The following is a 16,317-nucleotide window of genomic DNA, read 5'->3' as shown; positions in this document are numbered from 1 at the left end:
GGAAAATATCGTTTGCCTCTTATGGCGGGCCTCGAACCGGAAGGGCGAACATGACCGTCAGTCATGTGGACATCCGCCGCATGGTGCAAAACGATGGCATCAAAGATTTCCGAGGGCAACGGGCTTGGTGCCGGAGAACTCTATTGTGTGTACCTCAACCCCCGCGCGCTCATCCATGCTTCCAGCTCAGCCTTGATCCGATGCATGGTGGCCGCTTCCTCGGCGGAGGCTGTACCGGCATGATGGTTTAACCAGCTATGGCAGCCAAACAGCATGGTCGATACTGTGGCAGACTGATCAAAGGCTCCCAGGCCACCACCAAGTTCGTCCACTTGGTCGCGCCAGCGGATAATCGCGGATGCATGATTGGGTGGCATGAGTATCTTCCGGTTGAGCGTCGAAACCACGGCGTAGGGCGAGTCTGCTCGACCGGCTAGAACGCCAAAGTCACAGTGGACCGACATAAAAGCAGGCCGTGGCCGTGAAGCTTAATCGGGCGCGTTATAGGCCATCGTCAACGGGAGATTGAACAGTCGGGCCCACGCGATTGATGCGGCTCGCTGGATCGGCAGGATGTTGGTCGAGCCGGTCCACCATGCATTACCCGTTGCCACCATGATTTCGGGTTGCATCCACACAGAGTGCAGCACCGGCCACACCAGCAATTGCTCGTAGCAAAGTAGGACTGCGAGTCGCAAACCGGCTAGCTCGACTACTGCGTTGCGGAAGAAGTCGGCGTCGGCTCCGCCGGCAGACCAGGGTTGCCACATCGAGATAGGTACGGGCATTCGCTGCCGATACAGCTCATTCGATCCTGCCGACGTCACGGTGATCATGAGATTCTCGTAGTCATTGGCCTGCAGGACGACGCCTCCTCCTATCATGGTCACTGGCATGCCGACGAGGGATTCCCGCCAAAGTGCCTCGGTTGTCGGCGTCCAAATCCCCAGAGCGCTTTCGGGCAGAACGACAAAGCTGGCACCATCAGCAGCGGCCGCTTTTACAAGCCCGATGGTCGCGACTTGCTGATGATAGTCGGCGTACTGCTCCCTCCCCGCCGAGAAACTGGTGTCGATGCCAACCCATCCAGGCCGGCCTTCCGGCTCTACCCAGAGAACCGCTGAGGCCAGAGAAAACACGCCAACGATAGCAACGGCCGGCCATCGATGTTTCGTCGTGGCAAGCATCAAAAGAGCCATTGCCATCGCCAGGCCCAGCCAGCCCCACCCTGGAAAGATAATGCCTGCAGCCGTTAGCGGATTTGCCCAACCCACGATGCCGAGGGGCGGCAGTGACATCAAAACGTTGGCGATGAGGTATCGGGTTGGCCCGTGCCATCCGCCTTGCGCCGTCCAAAAGGCGGTATGGACAGTGACAAAGGCGAGCGACGCGATTACCCAAAGCGCCAAGCCCAAAAGCAGATCACTGCCGAAGAAGATGGAAACACCTTCCGGCAAGCCTCGTGACGCTCCAAGAAAATAGATGGCAGCGATCAAGGCAGCGCTGGCACGTGAACCCGCAAGGCTCCACAGCGCCGGGAAGGCCATGGCCAGTGGCAACGCCGAGGGATTGCCACTCCAGCCGACAACGCCCAGCGTTGCGGATCCCACCGACAGGATCGCGAGGCGCCCGGCCCTATGGCGCCAGGACATAGACCGGCGCAGCGAGGCCAAGAATGCCGTCGGCCGGGAGCGGCCCGAAATATCGCGAGTCATAGGAGCCACCGAAGTCGGAATGGAGGAATACGGAACCGGGCGGAACCTGCCCGCCGACGAAAGCGGCCAGCGGCCTGCCGTCAGCGTCCGTTGAACGGAGCCCGGAATTCGGCAGTACTACCCCATCAATGACGATAGTGCCTGCGATACAGACGACCTGGCCGGCAACGGCGACTACCGTCTTGATCAATGGGGCGGTACCGCTCGGACACGGCCCGGTGGGCAGATAGCCGCGCTCGACACCCATGACAAATGCTGGCGTATTGGGCGGGCAGATGAACACCAAATCGCCAACGACTGCTGCTCGATCAAGCGGTTGGATCCGCCAAATGCCAACCGGATAGCTCGGCGTCAGATTCAGACGCAGGCCGCCCCAAATGCCGCCGGCGGCGAGAGCCAAAAGTATGCCGGTACCGACTGCCAAAGCCCCGATGGCGAACTTTTGCTGCCGCACCATCACAGGCCTTTCGTCAGGGCGCGGTGTTTCTCGATCGCCTGACGTTCCTTGATGGCCTGCTCGGTCTTCTCATGCGCAGCGAGCTTCTGAGCGGCACGCATGACCGGCCAGGCGGTCGCGAGCTTGTCGCGATCAGTAGGCTTGAGACCCGACACCATGGCATTGAAGGCGGGGCCATCGGGTCGGCTGGCGTTGATCCCGAGAAAGACCCGATCACCGAAACGTTCCGCAACGGCGGCGTTGAACCCGTCCAGCTCTGCCTTGACCATTTTGTTGGCGAGGGCAAATCCGAGCGCCGCTGGCAGATCGTTGCGATCAATGGCGTCGCGAACCTTCTCCAATACCGCGATCGCTTCCGAAGACAGCGCCGGAATATCGACGCGGACCCGTGCCCGTGACGTCTGCTCTTCGGCCTCGATCCGGGCCGTGGCAGAGGCTCGAACGCGCAAGTAGCGTTCGATCTCAAGCCGGATAATTGGACCGCTCTGCTCGGCATTTGAGCGATCCATCTTCTCCTGTCGCGAAGCCAGGAGCCCTGACTTGCCCTTGAGAATTCCGAATGCGGCCGGCCCCTGTTCCAGCCTTTCGAGAACGGCTTTTCTGTGCTCTGCGTCCTTGATGACCGCATCGAACTTCATAGCTGCAAGCGCCGCTGCCGGATCGGCATAGGTGTTGCGGAAGCGGTCTGACACTTCTTCCCACTCGCGCTTGCATGCTGGGTCGGCCAATAGCCGTTCCTCGACCACATCGGCGACGGCTTTTGCAAAACTGCCTATGCCAGGGACCATTGGCTCGCTCCTTACGGTGATCGGGGAATGGGAAGTTTTGACCACGCCGAGACGCGCACCAATGGCCGCCAGCCGGCCTGCCATCTCTTCCAGTCGCGCTTTCTGTCGGCTGATCCAGAGGCGACGGTCGGAGACCAGGGTTCGAGCAACACGGACGGCATGCAGGCCGCGCGTAGTCGCGTAACGGAGCGCGGCGGAATAGAGCCGGCCTCCATCATAATCGAGCGTCGTTTTCTTGGCATTGCGCTGCGACAGGATCTTGGTCAGACCGCCGACCTTGTTGAATGAACGATTGCCATAGTAGAGCGCGACATCTTCTCGATGCCGGGTCATCGCCACATAGGTCAGGTGCTTGTCCAGCGACAGCGTCGCCAGCACTTTCACCCGATCGACGGTCGCTCCCTGACTTTTATGGATGGTCGTGGCATAGCCATGATCGAGGTTGCGATAGAAGTGCTGCTCCACCTCGACGCGGTGGCGAGTCTCAACAGGGCCGTCACCGATCTCCGCAACAATCCGGCCCCTGCTTGCCTCCAGGACACGAGCGATCATGCCGTTTTTGACGCCAAGCGAGCCCTCATTTTTGAGAAAGACGATCTGGTCGCCTTTGGCGAAATGGCGCTCTCCGTCCTCTGTGCGGAACGCATAACCGGCCTCGACCAGCCCTCGCTCGACCAGCTTGCCACGCGCGAGAACGTTCAGTTCCCGGACATCTCGACGCAAATGGGCGAGGATCACAGTCGACTTCGCCGGATCGTAGTCGCGGTTCCAGTCTTTGATCAGGGCTGTGATGGCCTCGGTCTTCAGAGCAGAGCCGAGCACCCTCCCCTGATCGGCATAACGCGTAATGGCTTCGCCAACTTTACCCCGGGCAAGGTCGAGGGACGCATCGCGCATCCATTGTTGCTTCTGGCGATAGATGTTATCCAGTTCCGCATAGCCGATGCGATCAACCAGGGCACGGAAGGCAGCGCCGGCTTCGATTGGTTGCAGCTGTTCGGGATCGCCGACCAGGACCAGTTTCGCGCCGGCCGCCGACACGGCCGATACGAATTCGGCCATCTGCCGCGAGGACACCATGCCCGCTTCGTCCAGTACAAACACTGTGCGTTCGTCCAAGAGGTCTCGACCCTTGCTCCAGCGCAATTGCCAGGAGGACAATGTGCGACTTTCAATGCCGGCTTCTTTCTCCAGCCCCTCAGCCGCCTTTCCCGCCAGCGCCGCGCCGACAACCCGATAGCCGGCCGCCTCCCAAACCTCGCGCGCCGCAGTCATCATCGTGGTCTTGCCCGCACCGGCACGACCAACAACTGCTGCGATACATTCGCGACTGGCGACCCGTTCGATTGCGGAGCGCTGCTCGTCAGAAAGTCTGCTGTGCCGATCAAAGACTGATTGGGTGACGCGGCGATCGACTTCAAAGCCCTGTCTACCGGCAAGCCGTATGGCCTGATCGGCCATGTCCGTTTCGATCCGGATCATGGCTCGAGTCGTGTAGCGCGATCGCAGGATTTCGCCGGTGTCGAGATCGATGCGCTCGCGCTCCAGCCGCACGATTTCCGGATCCTGGAGGATGCGTGCCATGACGGCTGCGAAGGTACCTGCATCGTCGATATAGCGATGCACGACTTTGGCAAGGTCCCGCTCGTCAAAGACGCTTTTCTCCCGGCCGACGATGTCGAGCACGATCGCTGGATTGCGTTCAACCTTGCGGGCGGACTTCTGTCGCTGTGCTTCGAACAAGTGCAGGCGTTCTAACTCGGCTTCCCGGCCGTCGCGTTCGGCCTGACGCTGGATCGCCTTGGCGGCGACGCCGATATGGATGGTGGGCGCGATGTCGATGCCGCGCGCTGCGTAGGACCGGCCATCAACCCGAACGTCATGGCCATTGAGGGTGAGATGCTGGTTCTGGCTATTGTACCAGGCCTGCCGAAGAGCGAGGAAGTCGTCTTTGTCACCGGCCCAGAGCTGATAAGCGATCTGCCCGGATTTGGTGCGGACTATCGCGCCGTCTTCGCCGATAACGGTAACCTTCTTGGCGCCAAACCCCTCTGCTGTCAGCGGCCGCAGGCTCGTCATGAGATGAACATGGGGATTGCCCGGAACGTCGTGGTACACCCAGTCCGCCACCATGCCACGGGCCAAGATTTGCTCGGAAACAAAGGCGCGCATCAGCGAGATGTTCTGTTCGGTCGTCAGCTCGATCGGCAACGCCAGAATGAACTCCTTGGCCAGCTGGGCGTCGGGCCGCTTCTCAAAATTCTCAACCTTGTTCCAGAACGCCTCCGCCGCTCCTGCCACGGAGCGATCGGCGATCAATATCCTTGTCCAAGCGGGTGCGTCGGGCGGCAGCACAAATTCGTCGTGCACCATGCCAGGCTTGCGCGAATAGTCGATCACTCGGCCTTCGCCCTCATGCTCCATACGCGCACAATGCCGATAGGCAGCGGCCGCGACCGCGCTGCGGCCGGAGCCGCGACTGATGATCTGGGGTGTGAAGTGGGTGATGGCCAAGGCAGCGGAGCTTCCGGTGTTGCAGGATCGGTGTTCACCCGAACTGGTCCTTGCCTTCCGGCGGAGCCCGCAACGTTGCCTCGCAACGTATTACTGCGCCCTTGGAGCCATTCCTTCGGAACGGCGGGATAATCGCAAAAGAAGTCGGCGCTGCCGACCTATCGGATTTGATAGGGTGCGCACTGGCGTGCATGGGAGGAAGATCATGCCGTACTTCGGGGCATTTTCGGTCCAAGGGGAAACGACACGTGAAAAAGCCCGTCATCAAACTCCGCGACGAAATCGCCAGGCTGCAGGAGCAGCTCAAGCAGGCGGAAACCAAAGAGGCCGGACGCATCGGACGCATCGCGCTCAGGGCCGGGCTCGGCGACGTCGAGGTCGAAGACAGCGACCTCATCAAAGCCTTCGAAGAACTCTCAGCTCGGTTTCGGAAGGCCACCGGGGCGAAGGAGGCCGCTCCTGGCGCGCCTCAGGGCAACACTCGGACGGACTGAGCGGATGATGCAATTGGCCAGGACCGACGACCGGAAAAAAGACACCAGAGAAAAAATCCAACTGGGCGGCCTCATCGCCAAGGCGGGGCTGCGCTACGAAAAGCGGGCGTTGCTGCTTGGCCTGTTGCTCGAGGCCAAACGCAAGTTGGCCGGCAATGCGCCTGAGCGCGCGCGCCTCCTTGCCATCGGAGAAGAGGCCTTCCGCCATGACGCTCAAGAAGCTGACTTCGGTGTTGATGCCCATCCTGCTGATGACCACGACCGTCTGGATGCTGACAGGGATCGAGCAGCGGATGGCAGGTCTAGGGACGACATCTAGCGCGCAGATGCTACTCGGCAAGCTCGGCATAGCCCTGCCCTATGCGACAGCTGCCGGCTTGGGCGTTGTTATCTTGTTTGCGTCGGCCGGCTCGACGGCGATCCGCTATGTCGGCGGTGGGGTTGCCAGCGGCGCAACGGTCGCGGTCGCGGTCGCCGTGTGGCGTGAACTTGCGCGACTCTCCAGCTTCGCAGACCAGGTACCGTTTAATGCGGTTCTCGGCTTTGTCGATCCATCGACAACGATGGGCGCGATGCTCGCCCTTGGTGCCGGATTGTTTGGGCTCCGCGTCGTCTCGCGCGGCAACCGGGCCTTTTCCGCCAAGGCGCCGAAGCGGATAGAAGGACGACGCGCCATTCACGGATCCTCCAACTGGATGAGCCAAGCCGAAACCAAAAGGCTGTTCCCCAGTATGGGCGGCGTTGTCATCGGGGAACGCTGTCGCGTTGACCAGGATGTTGTCGCCGAGCGGGCGTTCCGCGCCGATGACAAGGAAAGTTGGGGCGTAGGCGGTACGTCGCCGCTCCTGTGCTTTGACTGTGCCTTCGGTTCAACCCACGGCATCGCCTTTGCGGGATCGGGCGGGTTCAAGACAACCTCGGTGACGATCCCGACCGCCCTCAAATGGGGGCATGGTCTGGTGATACTCGACCCGTCCAACGAGGTCGCGCCGATGGTCCGCGAGCACCGGCGCGCCGCACAGCGCACGGTCGTTGCCCTCGATCCATCCAGTCCCGAAATTGGCTTTAACGCCCTCGACTGGATCGGTCGCTTTAGTGGCAGCAAGGAAGAGGACATTGCCGCCGTCGCGTCCTGGATCATCACCGAGGCGCCGCGCGCAGGTTCGGCGCGCGATGATTTCTTCCGGGGTGCGGCGCTGCAACTGCTCACGGCTTTGATCGCCGATGTGTGCCTGTCAGGTCATGTCGATCCGGCAGAACAAACCCTGCGGCGGGTCCGCGCCAATATGGCTGAGCCCGAACCCAAACTACGGCAACGGCTGCAAGCCATCTACGACAGTTCCGGCTCGACCTTCGTCAAGGAGAACGTCGCGCCCTTCATCAACATGACGCCCGAGACCTTTTCGGGCGTCTACGCTTCAGCCGCCAAGGAAACCCACTGGCTGAGTTACGAGAACTACGCGGCGCTCGTTTCGGGCAACACCTTTTCCACCGACGACCTCGCCGCCGGCACGACCGACATTTTCATCAATCTCGACCTCAAGACTTTGGAGAACCATCCGGGCCTCGCCCGGGTAATCATCGGCGCCTTGATGAACGCCATCTATAATCGCAACGGCAAGATCGAGGGTCGGACACTGTTCCTACTTGATGAAGTGGCGCGGCTCGGCTTTATGCGCATTCTCGAAACTGCCCGCGATGCCGGCCGCAAGTATGGCATCACGCTGGTGCTGCTGTTTCAGTCCATCGGGCAGATGCGCGAGGCCTACGGCGGCCGTGACGCGACGAGCAAATGGTTTGAAAGCGCGTCCTGGATGTCGTTTGCGGCGATCAATGACCCAGAGACGGCAGACTACATTTCCAAACGGTGCGGCGATACCACGGTCGAGGTCAGCCAGGTCAGCACCAGCACAAAATCGTCTGGATCGTCTCGCACCCGCTCCAGGCAATTATCGAGACGTCCTCTCATCCTGCCGCATGAAGTGCTGCAGATGCGTGCCGACGAGCAGATCGTGTTCACAGCGGGCAATCCACCAATCCGCTGTGGGCGCGCCATCTGGTTCCGGCGTGCGGACATGAAATCCGTGGTAAGCAAAAACCGTTTCCATCATGAGGAGTGACCAATGACCACGACGACCGAGATCGCCGACAAGATCGCCGCTGAGCAAAGCCTCACCAAGGCCCAAGCCAAAGCCATCGTTGAAGCCGTATTCGCGGAAATTGCCGCAGCAGCGACATCGGGGGCCGAAACCAGCATTCCCGGTTTCGGTAAGTTCAAGGTCAAGGACACGCCGGCGCGCGAGGGTCGTAATCCCTCGACGGGCGCCGCGATCAAGATTGCGGCCTCCAAGAAGCTGAGCTTTACGCCGGCCAAGGCGATCAAGGATGCGCTCAACGGCTGATCGGCGGCCGCCGCATCCATCACCAAAATGAATCGATGCCGATCCAGTGATTCAAACCAATCATTGGACGGCGGATTCGGGCTGCGCGATTCTGCTCGGCATGATCGCGCAGCAATATCAGCTCTATATCGAACGCCGGGACCCGGACCGTAACATGGCGCGCTTCTACGCGCTGTCGATTGAGGAAACGCTGTTCGGTCAAGCCCGGCTCATCCGTCGCTGGGGCCGGATCGGAACCATCGGGCGCACAGTTCAGCACTCCTTCGATGACGAGGGTGAGGCTGTGGGACTCTTCCTTGAGCTATTGCGGGCCAAAAGGCTCCGCGGCTATCAGCCGAGGCGGGTCTCTCGATCGGTTCCAAACTCTGTGACAGCCGTTCCTCGATCCTGACGTGGGTGACGACGCTAAGTAGACATTGAGCCGTCACAGGCTAGGCGCAGTGGAGCTAGTGCCTTGTGGTGGCCTTCTGCGCGTTGCCGGGTTCTACGTTTCGATTTTGACGGAGTTCGACCAGTCTTGTCTCAGCGCTACGGCGTTCCGCGACGGTCAGGTGGCTGTGACAGAGTTCGGCGCGCAGCTCTTCGATTTCGTCGATGAAGGCCAAGGTGTTTCTCCCGCAGTGGATAAAAGGATCAAGGCCCCGCCAGTGGACGGGGCCTCGATGCGGATCAGTCGCGGTTGCCGTTGGGCCGGGACCAGATGAGCTGTAGGCCTTCCTGCCCTTCGACCTCGATTAGGGTGGCGTAGATCGGGTTGGGGAAGCTCGGATCGTCCAGCTTGACCGAGAGGTAGTCGCGTTCGGTTTCCTTGGCCGTCTTCTGCCAGGCTGCACCGAGTTCGACTGCGCCCGAGAAGATGCGGAACTGCGGGCCCTTGTCGGAAGGGTTTTCGACCCGCTCGATGCGCGCCTTGACGTTGAGGTTGAGGGTCTTGATCGTGCCGGTGAAACCGTTGGCGCTGGAGGTGAAGGTGCCGATGGTAGCCATTTGTCGTCTCCGTAAGTTTGTCGGGTCGCGCCCATCGCGACCTCGATGGCTGTCGACAGACCGGGGGCGATCGACCCGCACCTCGAAGAGGCCGGAACAAAGTGGAGGGCGGCCGGGAGCAGCATTCTTGCTTCGCGAGGAATGAGCGCGCAGCGATCAGGGGAAGAAAGTTGCGGACGGCGGTTGCGGGGATAAGATCGAGGCGTCGCCGTTTCGGCGACGACGTCATTCGGTCAGACATGCCAAATCGAGGACGTGATCTGGGCGTGAGCTTGAAGACCCGCCCGGAGGTGACATTGGCTGGTGTCGGTCTGGCACTTTCATCTGGGGTGACGGTGCGGCGCGATCCGTTGCCCGACCTCGTCAGCCTCGCTTCGAGCGCTGGCGCCCACGACGCGACCAGCCCCCATTCTGGTTTCTCAGCACGGACCCGGTAAAGGCTGTGCAGACGACCACGAGCCCAGCCTGCAACCTTCGGTGTGACACAGACGATAACGACCGCCCCCCGGATGCACCCTGCCAACGGTTCGTAGTCAGGGCAGGATGATGACCGTCCGCCGTTGGCGCTCCATTCAGCATCCAACACACACGAGGCCCTTCTCACACAGGAGGGGGCGATCTTGGGTCCGACTTCGCCATGGGCGGGCTATCAGCGCCCAGGCGGTGGATTACACGTCCGCCAGGAGCAAGAGGGCGCGCAGAGGGACCGGGGGCCCGTGACCGTCCCCGCCGTCGACAGGCTCATGATCATCAGGCAGCACTGCGATCTTCAGAGATCGCCGGTTGAAGGCCGTGCAGGAAGGCGACTGCACGCTGCGCATGGGCAGCGGCCGAGAAGATCGCCCGCTTGTCGTCGACGAGGACCTTGAGCCAGGAGGCCAGGTAGCTGGCATGATCGGCCCGGGGCTCGAGCTCTGGCGCGATGCCAAGATCAGCGCAGAGAAAGCAGCTCCCGAGCTCGGCGATCAGTTCCTCACGCGCCCGCTCGCTGCGGTCCTTGGCATAGCGGCTGAGATCGCGTCCGACCCGTCGAGAATCTGCAGTCCAGTGGACGGCTTCATGGCTGAGGACGGCGACATATGAGGCGGCGTCGCGGAAGGTCTCGAATGGCGGCATCTGAATTATGTCGAGCGAGGGGGCGTAATAGGCCTGTGAGCCGCCGTGCCGGATCACGGCGCCGGTACTGGCGAAGAAGCGATCGGCATACTCGATGCGCGCGACTGGATCGCGCACGGGTTCTGTCTTCGGCCCGTAATATTGGTCCGGCAAGCCGTCGATCTGCGCGACATTGAAGACCGTATACGCCTTCAGGAACGGGATCTCCCGATCGAATTCCTCACCGGCGGCGTCTGTCTCTGTCTTGGTGAAGCGGCTGGCAAAAACGACCATCGAGCCGGTTTCGCCCTTGCGGACGGCGCCGCCGAGCTCAAGCGCCTGCTTGAACGTCATCCACATCGGGTTGATGAAGCCGCGGGCGAGGGCCTCAGACCACAGCAGCAGCACGTTCATGCCGCTATAGGGCAGGCCGTTATGCCGTATGGGCCGCGTCACCCGGCCCACGGCATTCGACGCACGCCACGGCTGCATCCATGGGCGAACGCCCTTCTCCATATCCGCCACGATGCGGTCGGTGATCCGCGCATAGATGTCGATGCGCGGTCCTTTCTCTTTCATGCTCATTTTCATGAACCTCCGGTTCTGGAGGCTGCGCCGATCGCGGCCCCGTCACGGGGTCCGCCAGGGCGGAGCAGGAAGGCGGACAGCGCACCCCCATGGGCCGCAGCGCAGCGGAGGACGGCGAAGCCGTTGCGCTGATAGCCTGGCTCCGCCAGGACCACCGGCAGGACGGGGGCGGGAGCAGGCGAGAGACAAAAAGAAAGGCGGCGCCGGGCGCCGCCTCAATCGGAGGTCGGATCGGTTTCAGTGAACCGAGCAACCGCCGCTATAGGGATCGTATTCGAAGAGGACTTTGACGTCGGCGTCATCGATCTCGTCGGCGGGCAGCACGCCGAATTCATCGTCGACCTGGAAAAGAACCACTGGGGCCATAAGAGTGCGGGCGAGGTGCCAGGCGGCCTTCTGGGCGAGGGTTAGATCGTTGGACATCTGAGGGCTCCATCTTGGAGCGGGACAATTCCCGCTCGATGGCTCCGTCAGGGTGCGGCGGCGGGCGCGATCACCGCGAAGGCGTCAGCCGAGAGGCCGCAGCTTGCTAGCGGACCCCTTGCGGGTTGATCGTGGAAGATCCGCGGTCGCATTAGGAATGCCATCACAAGAGAGCGGGATGGGGCAGCGAGGCGGGCCAGCAACGGTTGGAGCAAGGTCGAGATGAGCACGGTAGCCACCAGACGCCACTTGGCAAGCTCCGCAAAGAGGCAGCCTCCACCCCTTTTCGGACATCCACATTTACCAGGCCGTTGTACATAATCTGCCTCTGATCTTGGCGAGCAGAAACCAAGCACTGTTATGCAGGCTGAACTGAACTTGAACTTTAGCCGTGGCCATGCCCATGACGGTGGTGCAGATCCGGGTAATGTGGGTGCTTGTGGCGCATTGGTTCATGCCGGTGCGAGTGCGAATGAGGCTCCGTCACCGGGCCATCGTGTGCATGCCGGTGGTGCTCGTCATGGGTATGGGCATGGTCGTGCTCGAGGCCCTCATGGTCGTGCTCATGATCGTGCCGCTCGGCCAAGTGCAGGTACAGCCCGATCGCCATCAGCATCCCCGCGCCGACTAAGTGCCAGGTGATGGCATCGCGGAAAATCAGGATGGCCAGCATTGCACCAATGAACGGCGCCAGCGAGAAGTACGCCCCGGTCCGCGCGGTACCCAGGTGCCGCAGCCCTAGCATGAACATGACGAGGCTGACGCCGACACCGAGGAAACCGACGACGGCACCCGCGCCGATCAGGCCGATGCCCGGCAGGCTGGCACCCAGCGACAGAGCCAGTACCAGGTTCGTGGATCCGGCGACCAGGCCCTTGATCATGGCTATCTGCACGGGATCGGCTGACGACAGCTTGCGTGTGAGGTTGTTGTCGATGCCCCAGCTCAGGCATGCCGCGGCGATGAACAGGCTGCCGGTGTCGAGGCTCAGGCCAGCTCCCGTCCACGACAGCAGCACGGCGCCGGCGAGGATGGCGGCGGCACCGAGGATCAGCTGCCGGTCCACGTTCTCGCGGAACACGATCCACGCGATGGCCATTGTAGCCAGGCCCTCGAGGTTGAGCAGGAGCGATCCGGACGAGGCGCTGGTCTGCGACAGGCCCAGCATCAGGAAGAGTGGTCCCAGCATGCCGCCGAACAGGATTACCGCCGCCAGCCACAGCAGGTCGCTGCGCTGAAGTGGTGCCTCCGGGGACGGAAGGCCGATCAGCGGACGGCCGAGGTGCACAATCGCCAGCCCGGTGCCGGCACCCAGGTAAAGAATGCCTGCGAGTAGCCACGGGTCAACGGACCCGATCAGCAGTTTCGAAAGCGGCGCCGCTGCGCCGAACAGCACAGCGGAACCGAGCGCCAGGGGGACGCCGGGCCAGAGGTAAGATTTGGATGTCATTTCGATCTCTACGCGTTTGGCAGGCGAAGGCGGCCCGGATCGGGTCGATCTCCACCTGGAGATCAGGGTAAAACGACTCTACCTCGTCCAGCCGGTTGATGGCAGGCGCAAGGTCCGCCATTGCCCGCTCGCTGCGTTCCGGTCCATGCCGCACCAGCAGATGGGCTTCGAACAGCAGGTGCGTGGCATCATCTGGGGTCATGGTCGTCAACATAGACCATGTATACTGACGTGAAGGTTACCGTCGAGCCTGCGGACGTAGGCATCCACGTCACGATGGTAAGTCATGGATAAGGGGCCTTGACCTTCCAATGATGGTAAGGTGCACAAGATGAAAATCACTGGTTTCAAAGAAGGGACTGTCCCATGTCCACCATAGCACTGGACGCCACGTCGGCCAGGAAGAAGGCCGTCATTTATCGCATGGTAATGCCGGACCACACCTGCCCCTATGGCCTGAAGGTCAAGGACATGCTGAAGCGATCCGGTTATGAGGTCGAGGATCATCAACTGACCACACGCGAGGAGACCGACGCGTTCAAGGAGAAGTACGGCGTAAAGACGACGCCCCAGGTCTTTGTCGACGGCCAGCGCGTCGGCGGTCATGACGACACCCGCCGGTTCCTGGGCAAGACCGTTGCAGACCCCAAGGCAACGACGTATCGGCCCGTGGCGGTGCTGTTCGCCATGACTGCGTTGACCGCCATGGCGGCCAGCTATGCCGTTACGGGCAATCCGTTCACGCTGCGGGCCGCCGAGTGGTTCATCGGCTTTTCGATGGTCGTGCTGGCGCTGCTCAAGCTGCAGAACGTCGAGAGCTTCGCCACCATGTTCCTGAACTACGACCTCCTAGCCAAGCGCTGGGTTCCGTACAGCTACGTCTATCCGTATGCCGAAGGCGCCGCCGGCATCCTGATGGTCGCCGGGGCTCTAACCTGGTTGTCGGTTCCGATAGCGCTGTTCATCGGGACGATCGGCGCGGTCTCTGTCTTTAAGGCGGTCTACGTAGACAGACGTGAGCTCAAATGCGCCTGCGTCGGCGGTTCCAGCAACGTACCGCTCGGGTTTGTCTCCCTTACCGAGAACCTGATGATGGTCGCCATGGCGATCTGGATGGGTCTTTCGGCTCTCGGGGTTATCCCCTCCGGGCACGTAATGTAATCGAACTACAAGAACGCCAAACCAAGGAGCTATGATAATGAACCTCTTCAAGACGACCCTTCTGACCGGCGCCTTCCTGATCGCCACTTCCGGCTCTGCCTTCGCCCAGGACGCCATGGCGGGCCATGACATGTCGGCGGCGGGTGCCGAGCTGCCCGAAATCTGCAAGACCGCCGAGGGCATGGTCGGCGACATGGCCATGAACATGTCCCATGAGATGGACGCGGCCCATACCGACCTGATGGCCGGCATGGACGTGACTAACAAGCAGATGATGGACGGCATGATGGTGGAAGACATCGACGTGGCCTTCGTCTGCGGGATGATCCCGCACCACCAGGGCGCCATCAACATGGCCAAGGCCGAGCTGGAGCATGGTGATAACCAGTGGGCGAGGGAAATGGCGCAGAAGGTGATCGATGCCCAGGAGGCAGAGATCGCCGAAATGGTCGAGTGGCTCGAAGGCGAAGGCGCCAGCGAGTAATCGAGATCGGGGATACGCTTCGCGCATCCCCACCATTCAGCCTAGAAATCCTTCAGTTCTAAGACTGGGGCGGGAGGGCGAGCACGCTGAATAACCTGATCCTGCGGACCGACTGCTGTGGAGCGGCGCACTGCCGTCGCCCCTCAGCCCACCGTAGTTTCTTTTTGGAAGATCTGATGCGATAAGTGGGCGAAGCCGAAGCTCCGCCCGAGGGGCCCGTCACCCAAGGGCCGCCATCTGCACCTCGGCCGCCTTGCGGTCGACGGACTGGCCGGGGTTATCGACGACCCGTTCGAAGGGTTTCCAAGCCTCGCCAACGATCTTCTCGTAAGCTGCGATAGTGCCCTCGGCAGCCATGCGCAAGGCGTGAGCCTGGAGCGCCATATCTGCGGCGAACTCCCGCTTGCGCTGCGCGGCGCTGCCAAAGCCAACCGGCCCACCAATATCCTCGTCGCGGTCATCGCAGGCTGATTTGGCTGTGGCGTCGCGCGCCTCGGAGACGGCCCGGCTGTAAAACTGACCGGCTCCATAGGCCGAACCAACGAATGCCCCAACGATGCGCTGCATGTGTATCTGCATGGCGCGTTCGCCAAGCCCCTCGTCGAGCGCCGCAGCGGCATCGATGATGAATTTTTCGTGGAGGTCGCGGATGCCGTCGCTGTCGAGGACAGAAAGGCCGAAACTCTCCGAGATGAGAGCGCATTGTCCGGGGTCGGGGCACGCAAGCCGGACCATCTGCAGGGTGGTAGCTTTGCGGAGCGGAACGACGCGGGCGTTGGGGCGGGATTTGGCTGGTTTGTCGGTCATTGCGTTTTCCTTTTTAGGTTCCCGAAGCTCGGACCGGCCCCGTGCCGGCCCTCCCTCGGGCGCAGACCAACAGAACCGGCGGAATGACGGGTGCTTCAGGGTCCGGGCGGACCGAGGCGAGCATGGAAGGTTTGCAGCCAAGCAGGGGCCCTTCAGCCCTCGCGCGGGCCGCGGGCCTGCCATGTCGAGATTGGTTCGAGCCGGCCGCCGCGCGGCGCGGTACGCGGCCTTGAAGCGAACGGTCGCCGGTTCAGGACTGCATGAAGCCCGAGGGAGGACCAGCACGGGACCTCAATTTCGACATGGGAACCGAAGGACAGACGGTCATGACCAACTGACATTCACGCGCCAGGCTCCAATGTGTCTGCGGTAGGGACAACCACCACGTGTTGGTCGCCCAGATGCCCCGCATCAGTCGAGGGGCCATCGACCCTCGGCGGCTTCCGACCCGATCGCATACGTCAAGGGACCTGTTCGCTGAGGCCGGCCTCATGACCGTGCCGCTCAATGAAGTTGGCGATCGCCTGCTCCTGTAACGCCAGTTTAAGCGAAAGGGCTTCGATCTCCGGTTGGCGTTCAGTGGTCAGGGCGGAGACCTGTGCCCGATAGCGCTCAAGAAACGCCCCAGGGTCAGCCGGCTTGCCCCGATGATAGTGAGACCGGCGGGGCAGCAGGCCGGGGATCAGCGCGGTCATGCGGCGTGTGATCTGCCGGTCCACCATGTCCAGCTGACGCTGGGTTTGCCGGTGTGCCTCCCGCATCCGGGAGAGTTGGCGGCGCAGCTCTGGTGCGGGGATCACGGCGACCCCCTCCCTCGCCAGTGGGCGAACTGAACGGACCGGCATGGTGCGTGAAATGGAGCCGAGACTGGAAGTTGCCTAGACGGCGTCGGCACCAGGCTGCCACGACTTTCCGTCAGACATGGCGGCAAGGCCCCCACGGGTGCGGTTTG

At 61.9% G+C, this 16,317-nt stretch carries 17 protein-coding genes and 1 pseudogene; 7 read left to right on the top strand and 11 right to left on the bottom strand.

Features of this window, described 5'->3' with window-relative positions; all coding sequences use genetic code 11:
- Nucleotides 1–488 precede the first annotated feature (488 nt).
- From JP75_RS18835 to traA, 3 genes are read right to left on the bottom strand one after another with little or no spacing between them, the layout of a single operon-like run.
- Nucleotides 489–1,715, bottom strand: coding sequence for a conjugal transfer protein TraB (locus JP75_RS18835; RefSeq protein ID WP_244446357.1), 1,227 nt, complete (start codon nucleotides 1,713–1,715; stop codon nucleotides 489–491).
- Nucleotides 1,636–2,172: a conjugative transfer signal peptidase TraF gene (traF, locus tag JP75_RS18830; protein ID WP_051960926.1), complete on the bottom strand. Its 537-nt coding sequence runs from the start codon at nucleotides 2,170–2,172 to the stop codon at nucleotides 1,636–1,638. Before traF ends, JP75_RS18835 begins: the two co-directional genes overlap by 80 nt.
- Nucleotides 2,172–5,474 carry a Ti-type conjugative transfer relaxase TraA gene (traA, locus tag JP75_RS18825; RefSeq protein ID WP_035085936.1) on the bottom strand — a complete coding sequence of 1,101 codons (3,303 nt, stop codon included), beginning with the start codon at nucleotides 5,472–5,474 and terminating at the stop codon, nucleotides 2,172–2,174. Before traA ends, traF begins: the two co-directional genes overlap by 1 nt.
- 248 nt (nucleotides 5,475–5,722) lie before the next feature.
- On the opposite strand from traA, the gene JP75_RS18820 reads away from it, so the two are divergent.
- The 4 genes and pseudogenes from JP75_RS18820 to JP75_RS18805 all read left to right on the top strand — a co-directional run bounded on the left by JP75_RS18820 (nucleotide 5,723) and on the right by JP75_RS18805 (nucleotide 8,370).
- Nucleotides 5,723–5,968, top strand: a complete 246-nt coding sequence (locus JP75_RS18820; protein WP_035085935.1) for a TraC family protein — start codon at nucleotides 5,723–5,725, stop codon at nucleotides 5,966–5,968.
- Between the two features lie 4 nt (nucleotides 5,969–5,972).
- A pseudogene (gene traD, locus JP75_RS18815) lies at nucleotides 5,973–6,185 on the top strand (conjugal transfer protein TraD); the annotation flags it as partial.
- Nucleotides 6,175–8,088 (top strand): Ti-type conjugative transfer system protein TraG, encoded by a 1,914-nt coding sequence (gene traG / locus JP75_RS18810; RefSeq protein ID WP_035085934.1) that lies wholly within the window; start codon nucleotides 6,175–6,177, stop codon nucleotides 8,086–8,088. The pseudogene traD and the gene traG, both read left to right, overlap by 11 nt.
- Nucleotides 8,089–8,091: 3 nt before the next feature.
- Nucleotides 8,092–8,370, top strand: a complete 279-nt coding sequence (locus JP75_RS18805) for an HU family DNA-binding protein (protein ID WP_035085933.1) — start codon at nucleotides 8,092–8,094, stop codon at nucleotides 8,368–8,370.
- A gap of 19 nt (nucleotides 8,371–8,389) precedes the next feature.
- Here the strand turns inward: JP75_RS18805 and JP75_RS27095 are convergent, their stop codons facing one another.
- On the bottom strand, nucleotides 8,390–8,572 hold the full coding sequence (locus tag JP75_RS27095; RefSeq protein ID WP_244446360.1) for a hypothetical protein: 183 nt from the start codon (nucleotides 8,570–8,572) through the stop codon (nucleotides 8,390–8,392).
- Here JP75_RS27095 and JP75_RS18800 point away from each other — a divergent pair.
- A complete protein-coding gene (locus JP75_RS18800) occupies nucleotides 8,525–8,761 on the top strand; it encodes a WGR domain-containing protein (protein WP_244446359.1) in 237 nt (78 codons plus the stop codon). The two genes, JP75_RS27095 and JP75_RS18800, sit on opposite strands and share 48 nt — an antisense overlap.
- A 55-nt stretch (nucleotides 8,762–8,816) precedes the next feature.
- On the opposite strand, the gene JP75_RS26640 is transcribed toward JP75_RS18800, so the two are convergent.
- The 5 genes from JP75_RS26640 to JP75_RS18780 all read right to left on the bottom strand — a co-directional run bounded on the left by JP75_RS26640 (nucleotide 8,817) and on the right by JP75_RS18780 (nucleotide 12,913).
- A complete protein-coding gene (locus JP75_RS26640; RefSeq protein WP_160194728.1) occupies nucleotides 8,817–8,975 on the bottom strand; it encodes a hypothetical protein in 159 nt (52 codons plus the stop codon).
- Nucleotides 8,976–9,039: 64 nt separating this feature from the next.
- Nucleotides 9,040–9,357 carry a DUF736 domain-containing protein gene (locus tag JP75_RS18795; RefSeq protein ID WP_035085932.1) on the bottom strand — a complete coding sequence of 106 codons (318 nt, stop codon included), beginning with the start codon at nucleotides 9,355–9,357 and terminating at the stop codon, nucleotides 9,040–9,042.
- A gap of 750 nt (nucleotides 9,358–10,107) precedes the next feature.
- A complete protein-coding gene (locus tag JP75_RS18790; RefSeq protein ID WP_035085992.1) occupies nucleotides 10,108–11,037 on the bottom strand; it encodes an ArdC family protein in 930 nt (309 codons plus the stop codon).
- A 240-nt stretch (nucleotides 11,038–11,277) separates the two neighbouring features.
- A complete protein-coding gene (locus JP75_RS18785; RefSeq protein ID WP_035085931.1) occupies nucleotides 11,278–11,463 on the bottom strand; it encodes a hypothetical protein in 186 nt (61 codons plus the stop codon).
- Nucleotides 11,464–11,848: 385 nt separating this feature from the next.
- Nucleotides 11,849–12,913, bottom strand: coding sequence for a DMT family transporter (locus tag JP75_RS18780; protein ID WP_035085930.1), 1,065 nt, complete (start codon nucleotides 12,911–12,913; stop codon nucleotides 11,849–11,851).
- Nucleotides 12,914–13,279: 366 nt separating this feature from the next.
- Here JP75_RS18780 and JP75_RS18775 point away from each other — a divergent pair, with 366 nt between their 5' ends.
- Both JP75_RS18775 and JP75_RS18770 read left to right on the top strand, forming a co-directional pair.
- Entirely contained in the window at nucleotides 13,280–14,074 is a 795-nt protein-coding gene (locus JP75_RS18775; protein WP_051960925.1) for a glutaredoxin family protein, read from the top strand.
- Nucleotides 14,075–14,111: 37 nt separating this feature from the next.
- On the top strand, nucleotides 14,112–14,558 hold the full coding sequence (locus JP75_RS18770; protein WP_051960924.1) for a DUF305 domain-containing protein: 447 nt from the start codon (nucleotides 14,112–14,114) through the stop codon (nucleotides 14,556–14,558).
- Between the two features lie 219 nt (nucleotides 14,559–14,777).
- Here the strand turns inward: JP75_RS18770 and JP75_RS18765 are convergent, their stop codons facing one another.
- A complete protein-coding gene (locus tag JP75_RS18765) occupies nucleotides 14,778–15,365 on the bottom strand; it encodes a hypothetical protein (protein ID WP_035085929.1) in 588 nt (195 codons plus the stop codon).
- A 461-nt stretch (nucleotides 15,366–15,826) separates the two neighbouring features.
- On the bottom strand, nucleotides 15,827–16,165 hold the full coding sequence (locus JP75_RS18760; protein ID WP_244446356.1) for a hypothetical protein: 339 nt from the start codon (nucleotides 16,163–16,165) through the stop codon (nucleotides 15,827–15,829).
- Between the last annotated feature and the right edge of the window lie 152 nt (nucleotides 16,166–16,317).

This window comes from Devosia riboflavina (genome assembly GCF_000743575.1).
In the GTDB taxonomy this organism is placed as follows: Bacteria; Pseudomonadota; Alphaproteobacteria; order Rhizobiales; family Devosiaceae; genus Devosia; species Devosia riboflavina.
The sequence above is the reverse complement of the archived record's forward strand: the minus strand, read 5'-3'. Positions and strand labels throughout refer to the sequence as shown.

Excerpts from the sequence above, each read along its gene's own strand:
- JP75_RS18835 (WP_244446357.1), bottom strand. The coding sequence starts at position 1,715 with ATGACTCGCGATATTTCGGGCCGCTCCCGGCCGACGGCATTCTTGGCC.
- traF (WP_051960926.1), bottom strand. The coding sequence starts at position 2,172 with ATGGTGCGGCAGCAAAAGTTCGCCATCGGGGCTTTGGCAGTCGGTACC.
- traG (WP_035085934.1), top strand. The coding sequence starts at position 6,175 with ATGACGCTCAAGAAGCTGACTTCGGTGTTGATGCCCATCCTGCTGATG.
- JP75_RS18805 (WP_035085933.1), top strand. The coding sequence starts at position 8,092 with ATGACCACGACGACCGAGATCGCCGACAAGATCGCCGCTGAGCAAAGC.
- JP75_RS18800 (WP_244446359.1), top strand. The coding sequence starts at position 8,525 with ATGGCGCGCTTCTACGCGCTGTCGATTGAGGAAACGCTGTTCGGTCAA.
- JP75_RS18795 (WP_035085932.1), bottom strand. The coding sequence starts at position 9,357 with ATGGCTACCATCGGCACCTTCACCTCCAGCGCCAACGGTTTCACCGGC.
- JP75_RS18790 (WP_035085992.1), bottom strand. The coding sequence starts at position 11,037 with ATGAGCATGAAAGAGAAAGGACCGCGCATCGACATCTATGCGCGGATC.
- JP75_RS18785 (WP_035085931.1), bottom strand. The coding sequence starts at position 11,463 with ATGTCCAACGATCTAACCCTCGCCCAGAAGGCCGCCTGGCACCTCGCC.
- JP75_RS18780 (WP_035085930.1), bottom strand. The coding sequence starts at position 12,913 with ATGACATCCAAATCTTACCTCTGGCCCGGCGTCCCCCTGGCGCTCGGT.
- JP75_RS18775 (WP_051960925.1), top strand. The coding sequence starts at position 13,280 with ATGTCCACCATAGCACTGGACGCCACGTCGGCCAGGAAGAAGGCCGTC.
- JP75_RS18770 (WP_051960924.1), top strand. The coding sequence starts at position 14,112 with ATGAACCTCTTCAAGACGACCCTTCTGACCGGCGCCTTCCTGATCGCC.
- JP75_RS18765 (WP_035085929.1), bottom strand. The coding sequence starts at position 15,365 with ATGACCGACAAACCAGCCAAATCCCGCCCCAACGCCCGCGTCGTTCCG.